The sequence below is a fragment of the Devosia polycyclovorans genome (genome assembly GCF_042181575.1).
GTDB classification, from domain to species: domain Bacteria; phylum Pseudomonadota; class Alphaproteobacteria; order Rhizobiales; family Devosiaceae; genus Devosia; species Devosia polycyclovorans.
The window spans coordinates 2233731-2249590 of the sequence record NZ_CP170082.1; the positions used below are offsets into that span (position 1 = coordinate 2233731).

A 15860-nucleotide genomic window follows, 5' to 3' on the forward strand; every position below is an offset into this window, starting at 1 on the left:
GGAGCGCCACAGATGGCTATTTCTGCAAAAGGTGCGGAACGCCGCAAGGCCCGTGTCCGCAAGGCGCTCAAGGCTCGTGCCTTTGGTCGTCCCCGTCTCAGCGTTTTCCGCTCGGACAAGAACATTTACGCCCAGATCATCGACGACACGACCGGCCGTACGCTGGCTGCCGCTTCGACCCTGGAAAAGGACGTGCGCGGTTCGTTCAAGAACGGTGGCAACGCCGATGCGGCGATTGCTGTTGGCAAGCTGATTGCCGAGCGCGGCGTCAAGGCCGGTGTCGGTGAAGTCGTGTTCGACCGTGGCGCCTATATCTATCATGGCCGTGTTAAGGCCCTTGCAGACGCTGCCCGTGAGGGCGGCCTGCAGTTCTAACAACGGCGAGGAAGAGTATTATGAGCAGAGACGTTCAAGAACGCGAAAGCGAGTTCGTCGATCGCCTGGTCCACATCAACCGTGTGGCCAAGGTTGTGAAGGGCGGTCGTCGCTTCGGTTTTGCCGCCCTGGTCGTTGTCGGTGACCAGAAGGGTCGCGTCGGTTTCGGTCACGGTAAGGCCCGTGAAGTTCCCGAGGCAATCCGCAAGGCAACCGAGCAGGCCAAGCGCCAGATGATCCGCGTTCCGCTGCGCGATGCGCGCACGCTGCACCACGATGTCACCGGTCGCCACGGCGCCGGCAAGGTCATCCTGCGTGCTGCCGTTCCGGGTACCGGCATCATCGCCGGTGGTCCAATGCGCGCCGTCTTCGAGACGCTGGGCATCAACGATATCGTCGCCAAGTCGCAGGGTACTGCGAACCCCTACAACATGGTCCGTGCCACGTTTGATGCGCTCAAGCGCGTTGACAGCCCCCGTTCGGTGGCTTCGCGTCGCGGTATCAAGGTTTCTGAACTCCAGGCTCGCCGCGGCGAGGCTGCAGTCGAAGCCTGATAGGGCGGACGGAGAAGTACAATGGCAAAAGACAAGACCATTATTGTCCAGCAGGTCGGTTCGCCGATCCGCCGTGAAAAGAGCCAGCGCGCGACCCTGATCGGTCTCGGGCTCAACAAGATGAACAAGCAGCGTGAGCTGGTTGATACGCCCGAAGTCCGTGGCATGATCAACAAGATCCCGCACCTCGTCCGCGTTGTCGGCGAGTAAAGGAAGGTCGGATCAATGACTCGTTTGAACGAACTTCGCGATAATCCCGGAGCCAACAAGACCCGCGTTCGTATCGGTCGCGGTATCGGCTCGGGCGTCGGCAAGACCGGTGGTCGCGGTGGCAAGGGCCAGACGGCTCGCGCCGGTGTGGCTATCAACGGCTTTGAAGGCGGCCAGATGCCCCTTCACATGCGTATGCCCAAGCGCGGCTTCAATGCCTGGAACCCGAAGGACTTCAATGAAGTCCGGATCGACCGCATCCAGGCCTATATCGACAGCGGCAAGCTCGACGCCAAGGGCGTTGTGGACTCCGCAGCCCTGGTGGCTGCCGGCGTTATTCGCCGCCCCAAGGATGGCGTCCGCCTGATCGGTTCGGAAGGCTTTTCGGCCAAGAAGGTGACCTTCAAGGTAGATTACGCCACCAAGGGCGCTTCTGCTGCCATTGAAGCTGCAGGTGGCAAGATTGACCTCATCCCGGTCAAGGAGACCTGGAAGAAGGCCCCACGCGCCGAGTAATCCTCTTGGCAGGGCGCACCCGGCACGACGCCGGGTGCGGTCTTATGGTTTGTTGCGTCTGGCCGGCACATATCCCATATATGCGTCTCCAGCGCTCCGAGCGCACCTGGCATCCAAGCCGTAGGAGCGAAGTATATGGCGTCCGCAGCCGAACAGCTCGCACGTAATCTCAGTTTCTCGACCTTTTCCAAGGCGAAAGCCCTTCAGCAGCGCATCTGGTTTACACTCGGAGCGCTGCTTGTTTATCGTTTGGGCACTTTCATTCCGGTTCCGGGTATCGATCCCGACGCGTTCCGCGCGACGTTCGAACAGTCGCAGCAGGGCATCATCGGCATGTTCAACATGTTTGCCGGTGGCGCAGTCGAACGCATGGCGATCTTCGCGCTGAATCTCATTCCCTATATTACCGCGTCCATTGTGGTGCAGGTTGTAGCCACGGCGTCTCCGCGCCTGGAGGCCCTCAAGAAAGAGGGTGAGGCCGGGCGTCGCAAGATGAACCAATATACGCGCTATCTGGCCGTATTGTTTTGCGCCATCCAAGCCTATGGCATTGCCGTGGGCCTCGAGGGCAGCCAGGGCGTCGTGCTGAACCCAGGTTGGTTCTTCCGTATTTCGACGGTGATCACTCTGGTGGGTGGCACCATGTTCCTGATGTGGCTTGGTGAGCAGATCACGGCGCGTGGCGTCGGCAATGGTATTTCGCTGATCATTTTCGCCGGTATTGTTGCCAACCTTCCGGCGACTGTTGCGCAGACCCTGGAACTGGCCCGTACCGGTGCCATTCCGGCGCTTGCTGGTCTGGGCATGCTGGTGCTGGCTCTGGTCGTGATTGCCGTCATTATCTTCTTTGAGCGCGCCCAGCGCAGGCTGCTGATCCAGTATCCAAAGCGCCAGGTCGGCAACAAGATGTTCCAGGGCGACACCTCGCATCTGCCATTGAAGCTCAACACTTCTGGCGTCATTCCGGTGATTTTTGGCTCGTCGCTTCTGCTGCTGCCGGCCACGATCGCTTCGTTTGCCGCCCAGGGCAATGCACCGGGGTGGTTGACCACGGTGACGGCCCTGCTGGGGCGCGGGCAGCCGCTTTATCTGGCGCTGTTTGCGTTCTTCATCATCTTCTTTGCCTTCTTCTACACCGCGATCGTGTTCAATCCGACTGAGACCGCTGACAATCTCAAGCGATCCGGTGGGTTCATTCCGGGCATCCGTCCCGGTGAGCGGACGGCGCAGCACATCGACTATGTGCTCACCCGCATCACGGTGGTTGGCGCTATCTATCTGACCATCGTTGCGTTGATTCCCGAGGTGCTGTTCAGCCAGCTCGCGGTCAGCCAGTTTATCGGCGGCACGTCGCTACTGATCATGGTGACGGTTACCCTGGACACGATCACGCAAATTCAGAGCCATCTGGTGGCCCAGCAATATGAAGGGCTGCTGAAGAAATCCCGTCTTGGAGGAGGCAAGCGTCGATGAGGTTGATCCTGTTGGGACCCCCGGGGGCGGGGAAGGGCACACAGGCCAAGATTCTGGTGGACGCCTTTGGCATTCCCCAGCTTTCGACCGGCGACATCCTGCGCGCTGCCATCGCGGACAAGACGCCACTTGGTCTTGAGGCCAAGGCGATTATGGATCGGGGTGATCTGGTCTCCGATACAATCGTCAATGGCATCGTGTCAGAGCGTTTGGATGCCGAGGACTGCAAGCCGGGATTTATTCTGGACGGTTTTCCGCGGACCATTCCGCAGGCACAGGCTCTTGATGACATGCTTGCCGACAAGGGAATCGCGCTTGATGCGGTTATCGAACTGACAGCGGATGCTGACGAGTTGGTGCGCCGGGTCATTCAGCGATCCAGGGATAGCGGTCGCACTGATGACAATCCGGAAGTGATCCGCAAGCGCCTCGACGTCTACAAGGAAAGCACAGCGCCTCTTGTAGACTTCTATTCGTCGCGGGGGCTGGTCAAGACAGTCGATGGCATGGCGCCGGTCGATGAGGTCACAGCCTCGATCAAGAGCGCCCTTGGCAAGTAAACAATAGGCCGGGAAGGGCAGTTGACTCAGCCCGGTCTTATCCTTAAAGAACCGCACCAGTCTCATGGATCATTGGGCTGGATTCGGTTCTCCCTTAGTTGGGGGTCGAAATCCGGTCCCTTGTTGTTTAAAGGCACCCGCCGGGATGGCGCGTGTGAATGAAGGAGAGCAGACGTGGCTCGTATTGCTGGCGTCAACATTCCGACGAATAAGCGCGTGGTTATCGCGCTACAGTATATTCACGGGATCGGCGAAAAGTTCGCCAAGGACATTACTGAAGGTGCCGGTATTCCGGCTGAGCGCCGCGTCAATGAGCTGACCGACGCTGAGGTCATTCTGATCCGTGAAGCCATCGACCGCGATTATGTCGTGGAAGGTGATCTGCGCCGCAATGTTGCAATGAACATCAAGCGCCTGATGGATTTGGGTAACTACCGCGGCCTGCGCCATCGTCGTGGCCTGCCGGTTCGCGGTCAGCGCACCCATACCAATGCTCGTACCCGCAAGGGTCCGGCCAAGCCGATCGCCGGCAAGAAGAAGTAGTTTCTGTCCCGCGCATGCGGGGCGGTTGTTTGAATTGGGAGTGGCGGGGCAAGCCTTTCCGGGGTTCGTAAGAGCCGGCCGGTCAGACTTGAACCGCTTCTTCCGTGGTGGAGCTGCTGGCATTACGGCAGCGCCGATATCCTAGAGGATAGTAATGGCTAAGACTGAAGTCGCGCGCGTCCGTCGCAAGGAGCGCAAGAACATCACTTCGGGCGTCGCACACGTGAACGCCTCCTTCAACAACACGATGATTACCATCGCCGACATGCAGGGCAACACGATCTCGTGGTCCTCCTCGGGTGTGATGGGTTTCAAGGGCTCGCGTAAGTCGACCCCCTATGCCGCGCAGGTTGCCGCTGAAGACGCGGCCAAGAAGGCTCAGGAACATGGCATGAAGACCCTTGAGGTCGAGGTGCGTGGTCCCGGTTCAGGCCGTGAATCGGCACTGCGCGCCCTGCAGGCCGCTGGCTTCAACGTCACGTCGATTCGCGACGTCACGTCGATCCCGCACAATGGCTGCCGCCCGCGCAAGCGGCGCCGCGTCTAACAAGACGACTGGAAGCCTCCCGGCCGATTGGATGGGCCGGGAGTTCTATTGTGTTTGCGGCGGAGCGGCCGGGTGGCCGCTAATTTGAAAGGACAATACCGTGACGATCCAGAGGAACTGGCAGGAACTGATCAAGCCGACCAAGCTGGACATTGTTTCGGGCAGCGACAACGCGCGCGTGGCCTCGGTTGTTGCCGAGCCGCTTGAGCGCGGATATGGGCTTACCCTGGGCAATGCCCTGCGTCGCGTGCTGCTGTCGTCGCTTCAGGGCGCGGCAGTGACCGCGATCCAGATTGACGGCATCCTGCACGAATTCTCCTCGCTGCCCGGCGTGCGCGAGGACATTACCGACCTCGTTCTCAACGTCAAGGAAATCGCCCTGAAGATGGGTGGCGAAGGCCCCAAGCGCCTAGCCCTCTCCAAGCAGGGCCCCGGTGCCGTCACTGCTGGCGACATCAAGGTTTCCGGCGATATTGAAGTGCTGAACCCCGAGTTGGTGATCTGCCACCTCGACGATGGCGCCGAGATCAATATCGAGTTCACCGTTGATACCGGCAAGGGCTATGTCCCGGCCGACAAGAACCGTCCCGAGGACGCCCCGATCGGTTACATCCCGGTCGATGCACTGTTCTCGCCGGTCCGCCGCGTGAGCTACAAGGTCGATGCGACCCGTGCCGGCGAAAGCCTGGACAAGGATAAGCTGACCCTCAGCGTTGAAACCAATGGTGCGATCTCGCCGGAAGATGCCGTGGCTTATGCCGCTCGCATCCTCCAGGATCAGCTGTCGGTCTTCGTCAACTTCGAAGAGCCCACAAAGGAAAAGGCTCAGGACGCTGTTCCTGAACTCGCCTTCAACCCGGCGCTGCTCAAGAAGGTCGACGAACTCGAGTTGTCGGTCCGCTCGGCCAACTGCCTCAAGAACGACAACATCGTCTATATCGGCGACCTGATCCAGAAGACGGAAGCCGAGATGCTGCGGACGCCGAACTTTGGCCGCAAATCGCTCAATGAAATCAAGGAAGTCCTGGCACAGATGGGGCTTCATCTCGGAATGGACGTCAACAACTGGCCGCCCGAGAATATCGATGACCTCGCCAAGCGCTACGAAGATCATTACTGATCCGGCGCTGACCAGACTTTAGGAGATAACCCATGCGCCACGCTTCCCGAGGCCGCAAGTTCAGCCGGACCGCATCGCACCGCAAGGCGATGTTTGCCAACATGTCTGCCGCGCTGATCAAGCACGAACAGATTGTCACCACGCTTCCCAAGGCCAAGGACCTGCGTCCGATCGTCGAGAAGCTCATTACCCTTGGCAAGCGCGGCGATCTGCATGCCCGCCGCCAGGCCATCGCGCAGATCCGCGATGAAGCCATGGTCGCCAAGCTCTTTGCCGTGCTCGGCCCGCGTTATGCCGAACGCCAGGGCGGATACCTGCGTATCCTCAAGGCCGGCTTCCGCTACGGCGACAATGCCCCGCTGGCCGTGATCGAGTTCGTCGATCGCGACGTCGATGCCAAGGGCCAGGATTCTGGTCCGGTGCAGTACGTAGAGGACGAAGCCGAAGCGGCATAAGCCTTGTCGGCAAGACAGTGATTGAAGGCGGTTCGGGATATCCTGAGCCGCCTTTTTCGTTTGAGGGGCAAGAGACCCGGATCGTTGTGACCGTCGAGGTATTCCAGACCGGTTCACGCCTAACTGGTCGCTTCTGTTGAGCGCCAGAAGTCGCCGGGGTAGGCGGGCTCTGTTGATCTGAAGGCGGTCAAACCGGCGTTCGTGTTAAACTCCAAGCCGCATAGAGGGCCTGGAGCTTTGTCTGGTCTGGAATAAATAGGTAGGGAAGGCCGGATTCTGCGGCGACCTTCTGGTATTTGCCGATTGAGTGCCGGGTCTTCCAGAGCCAGTGGAGCATTTCCCATTTGATGGAGTCACGTCCACCTTCGAGACCGCCTGCACGGTTCTTCTGGAGGAGGGTTCGGACGAAATAGCGTCGGTAGCGGATGGCGAGGCTATCGCTAAGCACGATTATGCCGCTTGCGCGGTCAAGACGCTCATGCATGACCATCGAATAGGATCCGTCGATTACCCATTCCTCACCCTGAACGACCGCGTTGTGCAGTTCGGCAAACTCTGCGTCCGAGCGTGGCTCCCAGTCCGTGTTGGGCCAGTGTCGGAGCTGGTCGAGGTGGATAGCGGGTATGCCGAGCCTTTCTCCCAGTGCTACTGCGAGCGTTGACTTGCCTGAATTGGTGAGGCCCAGCACCATAATGCGGCGACCAAGATCCTCAATCGGCATGAATTCATGCATGGTCTGTCCCCCAGAGACGAAAAAGCCGCCCCGGCGTACCGGGGCGGCGAAATCACGTCGCAGGTTGGTCTATTCGGCGGGCGCCATATCCTTGCCGGTATAGATGCTTTCCACCCAGTACTGATCGCGGCGGTCGAAGCCGTTGAATGGGGTCAGGGAGGCCTGGGTATAGGCGCCCATCAGCCCGAACTCGATCCAGTCGTCCTCATCAATATCGGCAGGGAGTGTGAAGACCTGAGGCAGCACATCGTAGCTGTCGCAAGTGGGGCCCCACATAGTGAACTCGGAGAATTCGCCATTGTTGTCATGCAGTCGCGGCCCGCGCCAGACGCGCACCGGCGGGGTGAAGTGCATGAACTTGACTTCCATCAGTGCGCCATAGGCACCGTCATTGACATAGACGGCCTGGCCGCCGCGCTGATGCTTTACGCGCAGCAGCAGGGAGGTCGAGGAGGTCACCAGCGCGCGGCCCGGTTCGATGATGAGCTCGGGCGCCTTGTTGGGGAAGTGTTCGGCGACGGCCTTGGCAATGGTCTCGAAATAATGGTCCATTGGCGGGGCTTCGCTGGTCGGGTAGGGAGCCGGGTAGCCGCCACCAATATTGAGGCGCTTGAGCTCTATGCCAGCCTCATCGACGATCCGTGCGGCTGCCGCGATATGGCGCTCATAGGCATAGGCATCTTCGCACTGGCTGCCCACGTGGAAACAGAGGCTGGGCGTATAGCCCATCTTCTCGACGGCGGTGACGATCTCAGCCGCAGCCTGCTCCATGACTCCGAACTTGATGCCGAAGTCATAGGACTTGAGCGCCTTGCCGGCCTTGAATCGCGTGGTCACTTCAACATCGCGGCTGGGCGACACGACTGAGGCGAGTTGGTCGAGCTGCTGGGGGTGGTCAATGGTGAAGGAGCGCACGCCGAACTCGTCGTAGGCCCGCTCGATCTCACGCTTGTTCTTGATCGGGTTGTTGTAGTGCATCACCGCGCCGGGTGCGTAATCGCGCACCAGTTCCATTTCGGTGTTGGAGGCGACGTCGAACGCCTTGAGCCCCTCCGCATGCAACTGGGCAATGATATGTGGCGAGGGATTGCACTTGACCGCATAGGTCAGCAGCCCGTCGAAACCCTTCTTGAACACCTTGATCGCCCGGTGGAACTCCTTCTCCGAGAACAAGAAGGAGGGAAAGTCGGGAGATTCAGCGGCAATCAATGCCGAGGTGTTGGCATAGATGGTCTTCGGCTCGTCGGTCATTGGACAACAGGCCTTTCGGGGCTGGAAGTGAGGGGAAAATTGAGCGCTGCATATAGGGCCGTGTGACCGCAGGCGCAAATGTTTATTTGGTCCTTAAACCAACAATGTCGAGGCGTCATTTTCGTGACAGATTCGGAGCGTTTGGCTCCGCTTGCCCACAGCCTGTGGTTCGGCTCACAAACTGATTCCGAAGGATTGGCCATGTCTCTGCGTTCGTTGGTTTTTTCATGTGTTGCCCTGTTGGTCCTTGCAGGCGCAGGCACGCTGGCGCTCGCGCCCTGGAGCGGCGCATCGCCAACTCTGGCGGAGGCTTCGGTTGCGAATACTCCTCAGGTGCAACGTGCCATCCCACAAAGCGATGCACAAATCTCGCTGAGTTTTGCGCCCATCGTTCAGGCCGTTTCGCCTTCTGTCGTCAATGTCTATGCCACCCGGATCGAGCAGCGCGCCGCTTCACCCTTCGCCGATGATCCGTTCTTTTCCCGCTTCTTCGGTGACCAGTATTTCCAGAGCCGCCCACGCGAGTCCCGGTCTCTCGGTTCAGGGGTCATCGTGGATGCCGCTGGGGTCATTCTGACCAATCGCCATGTGATCGAAGGCGCTACCGATGTGCGCATTGCGCTCAGTGATGGTCGCGAGTTCAATGTGGACATTGCGATAGAGGACGAGCAGACGGACCTCGCCGTGCTCCGGGTGCGAGACGCTGGGGGCGTTTCATTTCCGGCGATCGGCTTTGCCGACAGCGACGCGCTGTTGGTCGGCGATCTGGTCCTGGCCATCGGCAATCCCTTTGGCGTTGGGCAGACGGTGACCAGCGGGATCGTGTCAGCACTGGCGCGGACCGGCGTGGAAGCAACCGACTACGAGTTCTTTATCCAGACCGACGCCGCCATCAATCCGGGAAATTCGGGAGGGGCCCTTGTCGACATGCAGGGCCGCCTGGTTGGCATCAATACGGCGATCTATTCCCAGACCGGCGGCTCGGTGGGCATCGGCTTTGCCATTCCCGCCAATATGGCGCGGCTTGTCGCAGAGGCGGGCGTCACTGGTGGCGAAATTGTGCGTCCATGGTTTGGCGCAAAGATGCAGGCAGTGACCGCGGATATCGCTGCAAGCCTTGGTATGGCCGCGCCGCATGGGGCCATGATTACCGAGGTGGCTCCGGGTGGTCCGGCCGAACGCGCCGGGTTTGTTTCCGGCGACGTCATCCTTTCGGTCGATGGTCTGCGAGTGGATGACCCCAGCGCTTTCAATTTCCGCCTGGCGACCCGGCCACTGGGCGATAGGGCTCAGCTAGAGCGATTACGGGCGGGATCGACCGAGACCGTGCCTTTTCTGGTTGAGGCTGCACCAGAGCCCGCCGAGACGGCGCTTGCAACCATCTCCGCCAATTCTCGCTTCTCCGGTGTCAGCGTCCGGCAACTTGACCCGGCCCTGGCCGAACAGCAGGGGCTGCCCTACGACGCGACCGGGGTCCTGATCACCGCAATCGAGCCGGGTTCGCCTGCAGAAGCCATGGGCCTGCGGATTAATGACGTCATACTGGCCCTCAATGACATCGAATTGGTGGATGCGGCGACGTTTGCGCAGATCGCGTCGCAGAGGGTCCGCACCTGGCAGATCATTTTGCAGCGCGAGGGGCGGGTAAGCCGGGCGATCGTTTCTGGGTGATGCACGGCGCATTCTTGTCTGCTAGGGAAAGGGCATGTCCGACCTCTTCTCCGCAGACCCATCAGAAACCGACAAGGCCCGTCCGCTAGCCGATCAGTTGCGTCCTCGCAGCCTCGACGAGGTGATCGGCCAAACGCACCTTCTTGGCGAGGGGGGCACGCTGCGGCGCATGCTGGCCTCGGGCCGGCTGGGCTCGCTGATCCTGTGGGGACCGCCGGGCACCGGAAAGACCACGGTGGCGCGGCTGCTTGCCGATCAGATCGGCTACCGTTTCGAACAAATCTCGGCGATCTTCTCGGGCGTGGCGGATCTTAAGAAGGTTTTCGAAAAAGCGCGGTTCGAACGCCTCTCCGGCCACCGCACGTTACTGTTCGTCGACGAAATTCACCGCTTCAACCGTGCCCAGCAGGATAGCTTCCTTCCGGTGATGGAAGACGGAACCGTCGTTCTGGTGGGGGCAACGACGGAAAATCCCTCATTCGAGCTCAATGCAGCTCTGCTGTCCCGCAGCCAGGTCTTGCGGTTCGAGTCATTGGGGCAGGAAGACCTCGAAAGCCTCTTGCAGCGTGCCGAGAGTCTTTTGGGCGCAAGTCTTCCACTAACGGACGAAGCCCGCGCGACGCTTCTCGGGCTGGCGGATGGCGATGGCCGGGCCCTTTTGGGCCTGGTGGAAGAGATACTGGCTTCAGCCGCGCCGGACGAAACGCTCGATCCGACGAGCCTGCTTGCGGTGGTGCAACGCCGTGCCCCGATTTATGACAAGGCGCAGGACGGGCACTACAACCTCATTTCGGCGCTGCACAAGACGATCCGAGGGTCCGACCCGGATGCAGCGCTTTACTACTTTACCCGCATGCTCGATGCAGGCGAGGATCCGCTGTTTCTGGCGCGGCGTCTGATCCGGATGGCGTCGGAAGATATCGGCCTCGCCGACCCGCAGGCGCTCACTTTGGCAGTTGCGGCTCGCGATGCCTATCAGATGCTGGGCTCGCCCGAGGGGGAGTTGTCGCTGGCGCAGGTCGTGGTCTATCTGGCGCTCGCGCCCAAGTCGAACGCCGTCTACACGGCCTACAAGGCGGCGGTTTCCGTTGCGAAATCAACCGGCTCACCTATGCCGCCAAAAGTTATTCTCAACGCCCCCACCAAAATGATGAAGGGGCAGGGCTATGGCGATGGCTATATCTATGATCACGATACGCCCGAGGCCTTTTCGGGGCAGGAGTACTTTCCCGAAAAGATCGGGCGACAGGACTTCTATCATCCGGTAGAGCGGGGCTTTGAGCGCGATCTACGCAAGCGGATGGACTATTTCAGCCGCTTGCGGGCAGCGAAAAAGGGCTCGGACACAGAGGACTAGACCATGCAGGCATTCTTGCTCGTGGGGGCGGGCGGTGCGGTTGGCGCCATGTCGCGTTATGGCCTGTCGATCCTGGTCGGACGGTTTTGGACCAACAGCTTTCCACTGGCGACGCTTCTCGCCAACGTCTTGGGCTCCTGCCTGATGGGCATCCTGATCGGGGTCCTTGCCCGGACGACGCCGGCTATGTCCAATGAGATACGGATTTTTGCGGCCATTGGCGTGCTGGGTGGCTTCACCACCTTTTCTTCCTTTTCGCTCGATACCATCTACCTCATCGAGCGCGGCGCACTGGCGCAGGCGATACTCTATATCGGCTTGTCGGTTGTGGTTTGTCTCGCGGGCCTATATCTCGGGCTCCTGATGACGAGAGGCGGCATGGCATGAGCGGCGTACAGCATAGAGAAGTGACGGCAGACGACGATGGCATGCGCCTCGACCGCTGGTTTGCGCGGCATTTCCCCCAGGTGGGTTTCGCGCGCCTGCAAAAGCTTATTCGCAATGGCGAAGTGCGTGTCGATAAGGCCAAGGTGCAGACCAGCACCCGCGTTACGGAAGGGCAGATCGTGCGCATCCCGCCGGTCGACGACCCCGATACGGTCCGCCCGTTCAAGGTGAACCTCGAGGACGTGCGCTTCCTCAAGGACCTGATCCTGTACGAAGACGACGACCTTTATGTCTTCAACAAGCCGCATGGGTTGGCTGTCCAGGGTGGCAGCGGCACGATCCGGCACATGGATGGGTTGCTCAAGAACCTGCCTAACAAGGCCGGCGAGGCCCCTCGGCTGGTGCATCGCCTCGATCGGGACACGTCCGGCTGTCTGGTTGTGGCCAAGACGGCAGCGGCCGCCAAGCATTTCGGTTCGGTGTTCCGCTCGCGCTCGGCCCGCAAGATCTATTGGGCCGTAGTTGCCGGCAATCCAACGCCCCGTCAGGGGGAGATTTCCTGCTTTCTTGCCAAGCAGGCCACGACCGATGGCGAGCAGATGGTGGTGGTCCGCAATGGCGCGCCAGGCGCCGTTCATTCGTCGAGTTATTATTCCACCACCGACACGGCAAGCCGACGCTTTGCCTGGGTCACGCTGAAGCCGGTGACTGGCCGCACACATCAGTTGCGCGTCCATATGGCCCAACTCGGCACGCCGATCATTGACGACCCACGCTACTTCAATATCGAGAACTGGATGCCGGCGCCGGGCCTTGGCGAGGGCTTGCATCTGCATGCCCGTCGCATCGTGCTGCCGCTGCGCAATGGCAAGAAGATCGACATTTCCGCACCCCTGCCGCCGCATATGCGGCAGAGCTTTGAGGCACTGGGCTTCGATCCGGACCGCTATGATGCACAAAATACCGATCCGGAGACAGCGGCGTGAAGCTGATCATGTTCGACATGGACGGCACGCTGATCGATACCCAGGCGTTGATTGTCGAACACATGGCGACAACTTTTGCCGAGGCCGGTTTGGACGTACCTTCGCCAAGCGCAGTGCGCCGCATCATTGGGCTGTCCCTGCCCATGGCCATGCTGCAATTGCTGGGCCGGGACGACCACGACCTCGCCGAGCAATTGTCGGAACGCTATCGCGCGCATTATCGCGGCTCTCTTGTGGCCGCTGAAGGACGCGAAGGTCTGTTTCCTGGGGCACGTGAGGCCCTGGAGATTCTCGGAGCGCGGCCCGAGATGGTCATGGGCATTGCGACAGGCAAGGGATTGCACGGGGTGCACCGTCTGACGCAATTGCATAACATCGCCCACCATTTCGTGACTTTGCAGACCCCGGACAACAATCCCTCTAAGCCCCATCCGGGCATGATGCTGCAGGCCATGGCCGAAACCGGTGCGGAAAAGCATCGCGCTGTAATTGTTGGCGATACGACGTTTGACATGGAAATGGGCAAGGCCGCCGGGGCCAGGGCCATCGGGGTGACGTGGGGCTATCATGACGCAGTTGAACTGCGCAGCGCCGGGGCCGATATGCTGGTCGAAGGCTATGAGGACCTTCCCGCGGCGATAGACAGCATTCTGGAGAACTGAAATGCGAGACCAGCTCGAAGAAGCGCTTCGGCACCAGGATGATGGGTATGGGCGGGCGCAGCACCTGAACAAGGTGGAACTGCCCAAGCGATTCTATAAGTCCGTGGATGTCGCCCGCAGTGAAGAGGGCTACTCGGTCACGTTGGACGGCCGTCCTGTTCGGACCCCGGGCAAGAAGATCCCGATCGTCTTGCCAGTGCTCGACCTGGCTCAGCTCAAGGCAGAAGAATGGGCGGCGCAGGGCGAGCGCATTGATCCGGCCACCATGCCGATGACGCGGCTGATCAACTCGGCCATCGAGAGCGGGGAGGAAATGATCCCGGCCTTTCGTGCGGAGATTGGCAAATTCACCGCAAGTGATTTGTTGCTGTACAGGGCCGATGCACCACAGGAGCTGGTGGAAGAGCAGGAGCGGGTCTGGGACGGTGCATTAGTCAAATTGGCGCGCAAGTTCGACGTCGCCTTCCAACCGACAATTGGTATCATCCATCAATCCCAGCCGACGGCGACGCTTGAGAAGCTCGATGCCGCGCTCGAGGGACAGGGCTTGCTTAGCCTGACAGCACTTGTGTCGATTACCGGCATAACCGGATCGGGCCTTTTGGCCCTGGCCCTATTGCATCAGCTGATGGATGCCGACTCGGTCTGGCACGCGGCTCACGTTGATGAGGATCACCAGATCAGGCTCTGGGGCGAAGACGAAGAAGCCATGGAACGTCGCGCCAGGAGACGGGTCGAGTTCGACACAGCGGTCCGGGTCGTTGACGCTCTGCGTTAATCCTGGCGCTGGATAATCCAGTCGGCTGTTTCGGGCGATATCTCGCGCAATGGGTCCAGCACGAAATCGCGTTCATGGGCGAAGCGATGGGGCAGAATGAGCTTGGTGGTGTCCATCTCAACCCGGTCATAGGCAATGAGGTCGACGTCTATCAGGCGCGGGCCCCATACCTCATGGCGCACGCGGCCCATGTCGCGTTCGATATCAAGACAGGCATGTAAAAGATCAATCGGCAGCAGATCGGTTTCAACCGCGGCAGCCATATTGGCGAAGTCCGGTTGGTCGGTCTTGCCCCAGGCCTTGGTGCGGATGACGCGCGATTGCGCAGTGACGCGGATATTTGCGTGCTTATCCAGGCGGCGAATGGCCTCGGACAATTGCTCCGCAGGGTCCCCGATATTGGCGCCGAGGGAAAGCCAGGCCGTGGGCATCAGTCCGATCTCACCCGGTGCAGCTCGATCGCTGCTTCACCCCGGACCATGGCGATTGGGGCTTCGGGCTTCCGCACCCGCACGATCACCCAATTGATGTCACTGAACGCCTCGAACAGGGCCGCGCAGATATTCTGCGCCAAGGCTTCTATGAGCTTGGTGCGTTTCGCTTCAAAGGTCGCCTTCACCACATCGTAGATGTCAGCATAGGACACGGTGTGGCCGATTTCGTCGGTGCTGCCGGGAGCGGAGAGGTCGACGCCGCATTGCAGATCGATGAAGAAGCGCTGACCAAGCCTTTCTTCCTCATTGAACAGGCCATGATAGCCGTAGAAGCCCAGATCGTTGAGAACGATGCGGTCGCCGGTGAAGGGTGTGATCATTAATTGATCCTCAGTTCTGTGGCGGACCATACAACGTCGCCTCTGCCACGCGAAGCGCGTCGCGGTTGGGAGCGACGTCGTGGACGCGAAAGATGTGGCCGCCGCGCTCATAGCCCTGGACGGTGGTGGCGATGGTGCCCGCTAGGCGTTCGCCTGGCAGATTGTCGAGCAATTTGCCGATCATGGACTTTCGCGAGGTGCCGACGAGCAAGGCGTTGGTGGGAAATTCATGAGTCAGTTCATTGATCTGGCGCAGGATGCTGTAGTTCTGGTTCAGCGTTTTGGTGAAGCCGAAACCGGGATCGAGAATAACGGTCTGCGGGGCGATGCCCGCCCTGCTTGCGATGTCTAGCGTCGATCTGAAATAGCTCATCATGGCTGGCAGCGGGTCGGTGTCGGCCGTCCAATTGCGGTCCCAGTGCATGGCGATGACTGGGGCCTCCATGACTGCCGCGATTTCGGCCATTTCCGGCGGGCCTTGCAGGCCGTTGACGTCGTTGATGATGTCGGCACCCGCTTCCAGCGCCTGGTGAGCGACCAGCGGCTTCATGGTGTCGATGGAGATGGGCACTGTGATCCCGGCGGCGCGGATAGCGTCAATCACGGGCATCACGCGGTCCAGCTCTTGCTGCGTGCCCACTGGCTCCGCGCCAGGTCGTGTGCTTTCGCCGCCGATGTCGATGATGTCGGCCCCTTCGGCGAGCATCAGGCGGGCATGGGCAAGGGCTGCGTCGATGGCGTTATGGGTGCCGCCATCGGAAAAGCTGTCCGGCGTAACATTGAGAATGCCCATCACCAGCGCGTGCTGGCCCAGCTGCAGCGCCGGGCGGTGCGCTAGGTTTATGGTGTGTTTGGTGTGCATTGGGGG

At 60.3% G+C, this 15860-nt stretch carries 21 protein-coding genes; 16 read left to right on the forward strand and 5 right to left on the reverse strand.

The features are described 5' to 3' along the window. The first annotated feature begins 12 nt into the window (after positions 1-12). The 10 genes from rplR (at position 13) to rplQ (ending at position 6353) form a co-directional block, all read left to right on the forward strand. A complete protein-coding gene (rplR, locus tag ACE4RL_RS11195; protein WP_375597219.1) occupies positions 13-375 on the forward strand; it encodes a 50S ribosomal protein L18 in 363 nt (120 codons plus the stop codon). Positions 376-395: 20 nt separating this feature from the next. Continuing rightward, positions 396-929 carry a 30S ribosomal protein S5 gene (rpsE, locus tag ACE4RL_RS11200; protein WP_375597220.1) on the forward strand — a complete coding sequence of 178 codons (534 nt, stop codon included), beginning with the start codon at positions 396-398 and terminating at the stop codon, positions 927-929. Positions 930-950: 21 nt separating this feature from the next. Further along, positions 951-1139, forward strand: coding sequence for a 50S ribosomal protein L30 (rpmD, locus tag ACE4RL_RS11205; RefSeq protein WP_375597221.1), 189 nt, complete (start codon positions 951-953; stop codon positions 1137-1139). Between the two features lie 15 nt (positions 1140-1154). Further along, a complete protein-coding gene (gene rplO / locus ACE4RL_RS11210; RefSeq protein WP_375597222.1) occupies positions 1155-1655 on the forward strand; it encodes a 50S ribosomal protein L15 in 501 nt (166 codons plus the stop codon). Between the two features lie 135 nt (positions 1656-1790). Then, positions 1791-3128: a preprotein translocase subunit SecY gene (gene secY, locus ACE4RL_RS11215; RefSeq protein ID WP_375597223.1), complete on the forward strand. Its 1338-nt coding sequence runs from the start codon at positions 1791-1793 to the stop codon at positions 3126-3128. Next, the gene (locus ACE4RL_RS11220) at positions 3125-3688 is read left to right on the forward strand and encodes an adenylate kinase (protein ID WP_375597224.1); all 564 of its coding nucleotides are present in this window, start codon (positions 3125-3127) and stop codon (positions 3686-3688) included. The genes secY and ACE4RL_RS11220 overlap by 4 nt, the downstream gene beginning before the upstream one ends. Positions 3689-3862: 174 nt before the next feature. After that, a complete protein-coding gene (gene rpsM / locus ACE4RL_RS11225) occupies positions 3863-4231 on the forward strand; it encodes a 30S ribosomal protein S13 (RefSeq protein ID WP_375597225.1) in 369 nt (122 codons plus the stop codon). Positions 4232-4385: 154 nt separating this feature from the next. After that, positions 4386-4778: a 30S ribosomal protein S11 gene (gene rpsK, locus ACE4RL_RS11230; protein ID WP_046104437.1), complete on the forward strand. Its 393-nt coding sequence runs from the start codon at positions 4386-4388 to the stop codon at positions 4776-4778. Between the two features lie 100 nt (positions 4779-4878). Next, positions 4879-5898: a DNA-directed RNA polymerase subunit alpha gene (locus ACE4RL_RS11235; RefSeq protein ID WP_375597226.1), complete on the forward strand. Its 1020-nt coding sequence runs from the start codon at positions 4879-4881 to the stop codon at positions 5896-5898. Between the two features lie 32 nt (positions 5899-5930). Continuing rightward, a complete protein-coding gene (gene rplQ / locus ACE4RL_RS11240) occupies positions 5931-6353 on the forward strand; it encodes a 50S ribosomal protein L17 (protein ID WP_375597227.1) in 423 nt (140 codons plus the stop codon). A gap of 187 nt (positions 6354-6540) precedes the next feature. Here rplQ and ACE4RL_RS11245 read toward each other — a convergent pair whose 3' ends face one another. Then, a complete protein-coding gene (locus ACE4RL_RS11245; protein WP_375597228.1) occupies positions 6541-7086 on the reverse strand; it encodes an AAA family ATPase in 546 nt (181 codons plus the stop codon). A gap of 69 nt (positions 7087-7155) precedes the next feature. Further along, a complete protein-coding gene (locus tag ACE4RL_RS11250) occupies positions 7156-8337 on the reverse strand; it encodes a hypothetical protein (protein WP_375597229.1) in 1182 nt (393 codons plus the stop codon). A gap of 264 nt (positions 8338-8601) precedes the next feature. On the opposite strand from ACE4RL_RS11250, the gene ACE4RL_RS11255 reads away from it, so the two are divergent. The 6 genes from ACE4RL_RS11255 to ACE4RL_RS11280 are packed head-to-tail and all read left to right on the forward strand — an operon-like array spanning position 8602 to position 14178. Then, the gene (locus ACE4RL_RS11255) at positions 8602-10008 is read left to right on the forward strand and encodes a Do family serine endopeptidase (RefSeq protein WP_375600269.1); all 1407 of its coding nucleotides are present in this window, start codon (positions 8602-8604) and stop codon (positions 10006-10008) included. Positions 10009-10042: 34 nt separating this feature from the next. Then, complete coding sequence (locus ACE4RL_RS11260; RefSeq protein WP_375597230.1) at positions 10043-11365, forward strand: replication-associated recombination protein A; 1323 nt, start codon at positions 10043-10045, stop codon at positions 11363-11365. Positions 11366-11368: 3 nt separating this feature from the next. Beyond that, complete coding sequence (gene crcB / locus ACE4RL_RS11265) at positions 11369-11752, forward strand: fluoride efflux transporter CrcB (RefSeq protein WP_375597231.1); 384 nt, start codon at positions 11369-11371, stop codon at positions 11750-11752. Beyond that, complete coding sequence (locus tag ACE4RL_RS11270) at positions 11749-12738, forward strand: RluA family pseudouridine synthase (RefSeq protein WP_375597232.1); 990 nt, start codon at positions 11749-11751, stop codon at positions 12736-12738. Before crcB ends, ACE4RL_RS11270 begins: the two co-directional genes overlap by 4 nt. Beyond that, complete coding sequence (locus ACE4RL_RS11275; RefSeq protein ID WP_375597233.1) at positions 12735-13400, forward strand: HAD-IA family hydrolase; 666 nt, start codon at positions 12735-12737, stop codon at positions 13398-13400. The genes ACE4RL_RS11270 and ACE4RL_RS11275 overlap by 4 nt, the downstream gene beginning before the upstream one ends. A 1-nt stretch (position 13401) precedes the next feature. Beyond that, positions 13402-14178 (forward strand): ATP12 family chaperone protein, encoded by a 777-nt coding sequence (locus tag ACE4RL_RS11280; protein WP_375597234.1) that lies wholly within the window; start codon positions 13402-13404, stop codon positions 14176-14178. On the opposite strand, the gene folK is transcribed toward ACE4RL_RS11280, so the two are convergent. Genes folK through folP form a run of 3 tightly spaced genes read right to left on the reverse strand, consistent with a single transcriptional unit; the run spans position 14175 to position 15854 of the window. Further along, entirely contained in the window at positions 14175-14609 is a 435-nt protein-coding gene (gene folK, locus ACE4RL_RS11285; RefSeq protein WP_375597235.1) for a 2-amino-4-hydroxy-6-hydroxymethyldihydropteridine diphosphokinase, read from the reverse strand. The two genes, ACE4RL_RS11280 and folK, sit on opposite strands and share 4 nt — an antisense overlap. Further along, positions 14609-14992, reverse strand: coding sequence for a dihydroneopterin aldolase (folB, locus tag ACE4RL_RS11290; protein ID WP_375597236.1), 384 nt, complete (start codon positions 14990-14992; stop codon positions 14609-14611). The genes folK and folB overlap by 1 nt, the downstream gene beginning before the upstream one ends. A 10-nt stretch (positions 14993-15002) precedes the next feature. Further along, on the reverse strand, positions 15003-15854 hold the full coding sequence (gene folP, locus ACE4RL_RS11295; RefSeq protein WP_375597237.1) for a dihydropteroate synthase: 852 nt from the start codon (positions 15852-15854) through the stop codon (positions 15003-15005). Between the last annotated feature and the right edge of the window lie 6 nt (positions 15855-15860).

Bases quoted from the DNA above. Each gene is read 5' to 3' on its own strand.
- folB (WP_375597236.1), bottom strand. From the start codon at position 14,992: ATGATCACACCCTTCACCGGCGACCGCATCGTTCTCAACGATCTGGGC.
- folK (WP_375597235.1), bottom strand. From the start codon at position 14,609: ATGCCCACGGCCTGGCTTTCCCTCGGCGCCAATATCGGGGACCCTGCG.
- rpsE (WP_375597220.1), top strand. From the start codon at position 396: ATGAGCAGAGACGTTCAAGAACGCGAAAGCGAGTTCGTCGATCGCCTG.
- secY (WP_375597223.1), top strand. From the start codon at position 1,791: ATGGCGTCCGCAGCCGAACAGCTCGCACGTAATCTCAGTTTCTCGACC.
- ACE4RL_RS11270 (WP_375597232.1), top strand. From the start codon at position 11,749: ATGAGCGGCGTACAGCATAGAGAAGTGACGGCAGACGACGATGGCATG.
- folP (WP_375597237.1), bottom strand. From the start codon at position 15,854: ATGCACACCAAACACACCATAAACCTAGCGCACCGCCCGGCGCTGCAG.
- rplR (WP_375597219.1), top strand. From the start codon at position 13: ATGGCTATTTCTGCAAAAGGTGCGGAACGCCGCAAGGCCCGTGTCCGC.
- ACE4RL_RS11280 (WP_375597234.1), top strand. From the start codon at position 13,402: ATGCGAGACCAGCTCGAAGAAGCGCTTCGGCACCAGGATGATGGGTAT.
- rplQ (WP_375597227.1), top strand. From the start codon at position 5,931: ATGCGCCACGCTTCCCGAGGCCGCAAGTTCAGCCGGACCGCATCGCAC.
- rpsK (WP_046104437.1), top strand. From the start codon at position 4,386: ATGGCTAAGACTGAAGTCGCGCGCGTCCGTCGCAAGGAGCGCAAGAAC.
- rplO (WP_375597222.1), top strand. From the start codon at position 1,155: ATGACTCGTTTGAACGAACTTCGCGATAATCCCGGAGCCAACAAGACC.
- rpmD (WP_375597221.1), top strand. From the start codon at position 951: ATGGCAAAAGACAAGACCATTATTGTCCAGCAGGTCGGTTCGCCGATC.
- ACE4RL_RS11250 (WP_375597229.1), bottom strand. From the start codon at position 8,337: ATGACCGACGAGCCGAAGACCATCTATGCCAACACCTCGGCATTGATT.
- ACE4RL_RS11220 (WP_375597224.1), top strand. From the start codon at position 3,125: ATGAGGTTGATCCTGTTGGGACCCCCGGGGGCGGGGAAGGGCACACAG.
- crcB (WP_375597231.1), top strand. From the start codon at position 11,369: ATGCAGGCATTCTTGCTCGTGGGGGCGGGCGGTGCGGTTGGCGCCATG.
- ACE4RL_RS11245 (WP_375597228.1), bottom strand. From the start codon at position 7,086: ATGCATGAATTCATGCCGATTGAGGATCTTGGTCGCCGCATTATGGTG.
- ACE4RL_RS11260 (WP_375597230.1), top strand. From the start codon at position 10,043: ATGTCCGACCTCTTCTCCGCAGACCCATCAGAAACCGACAAGGCCCGT.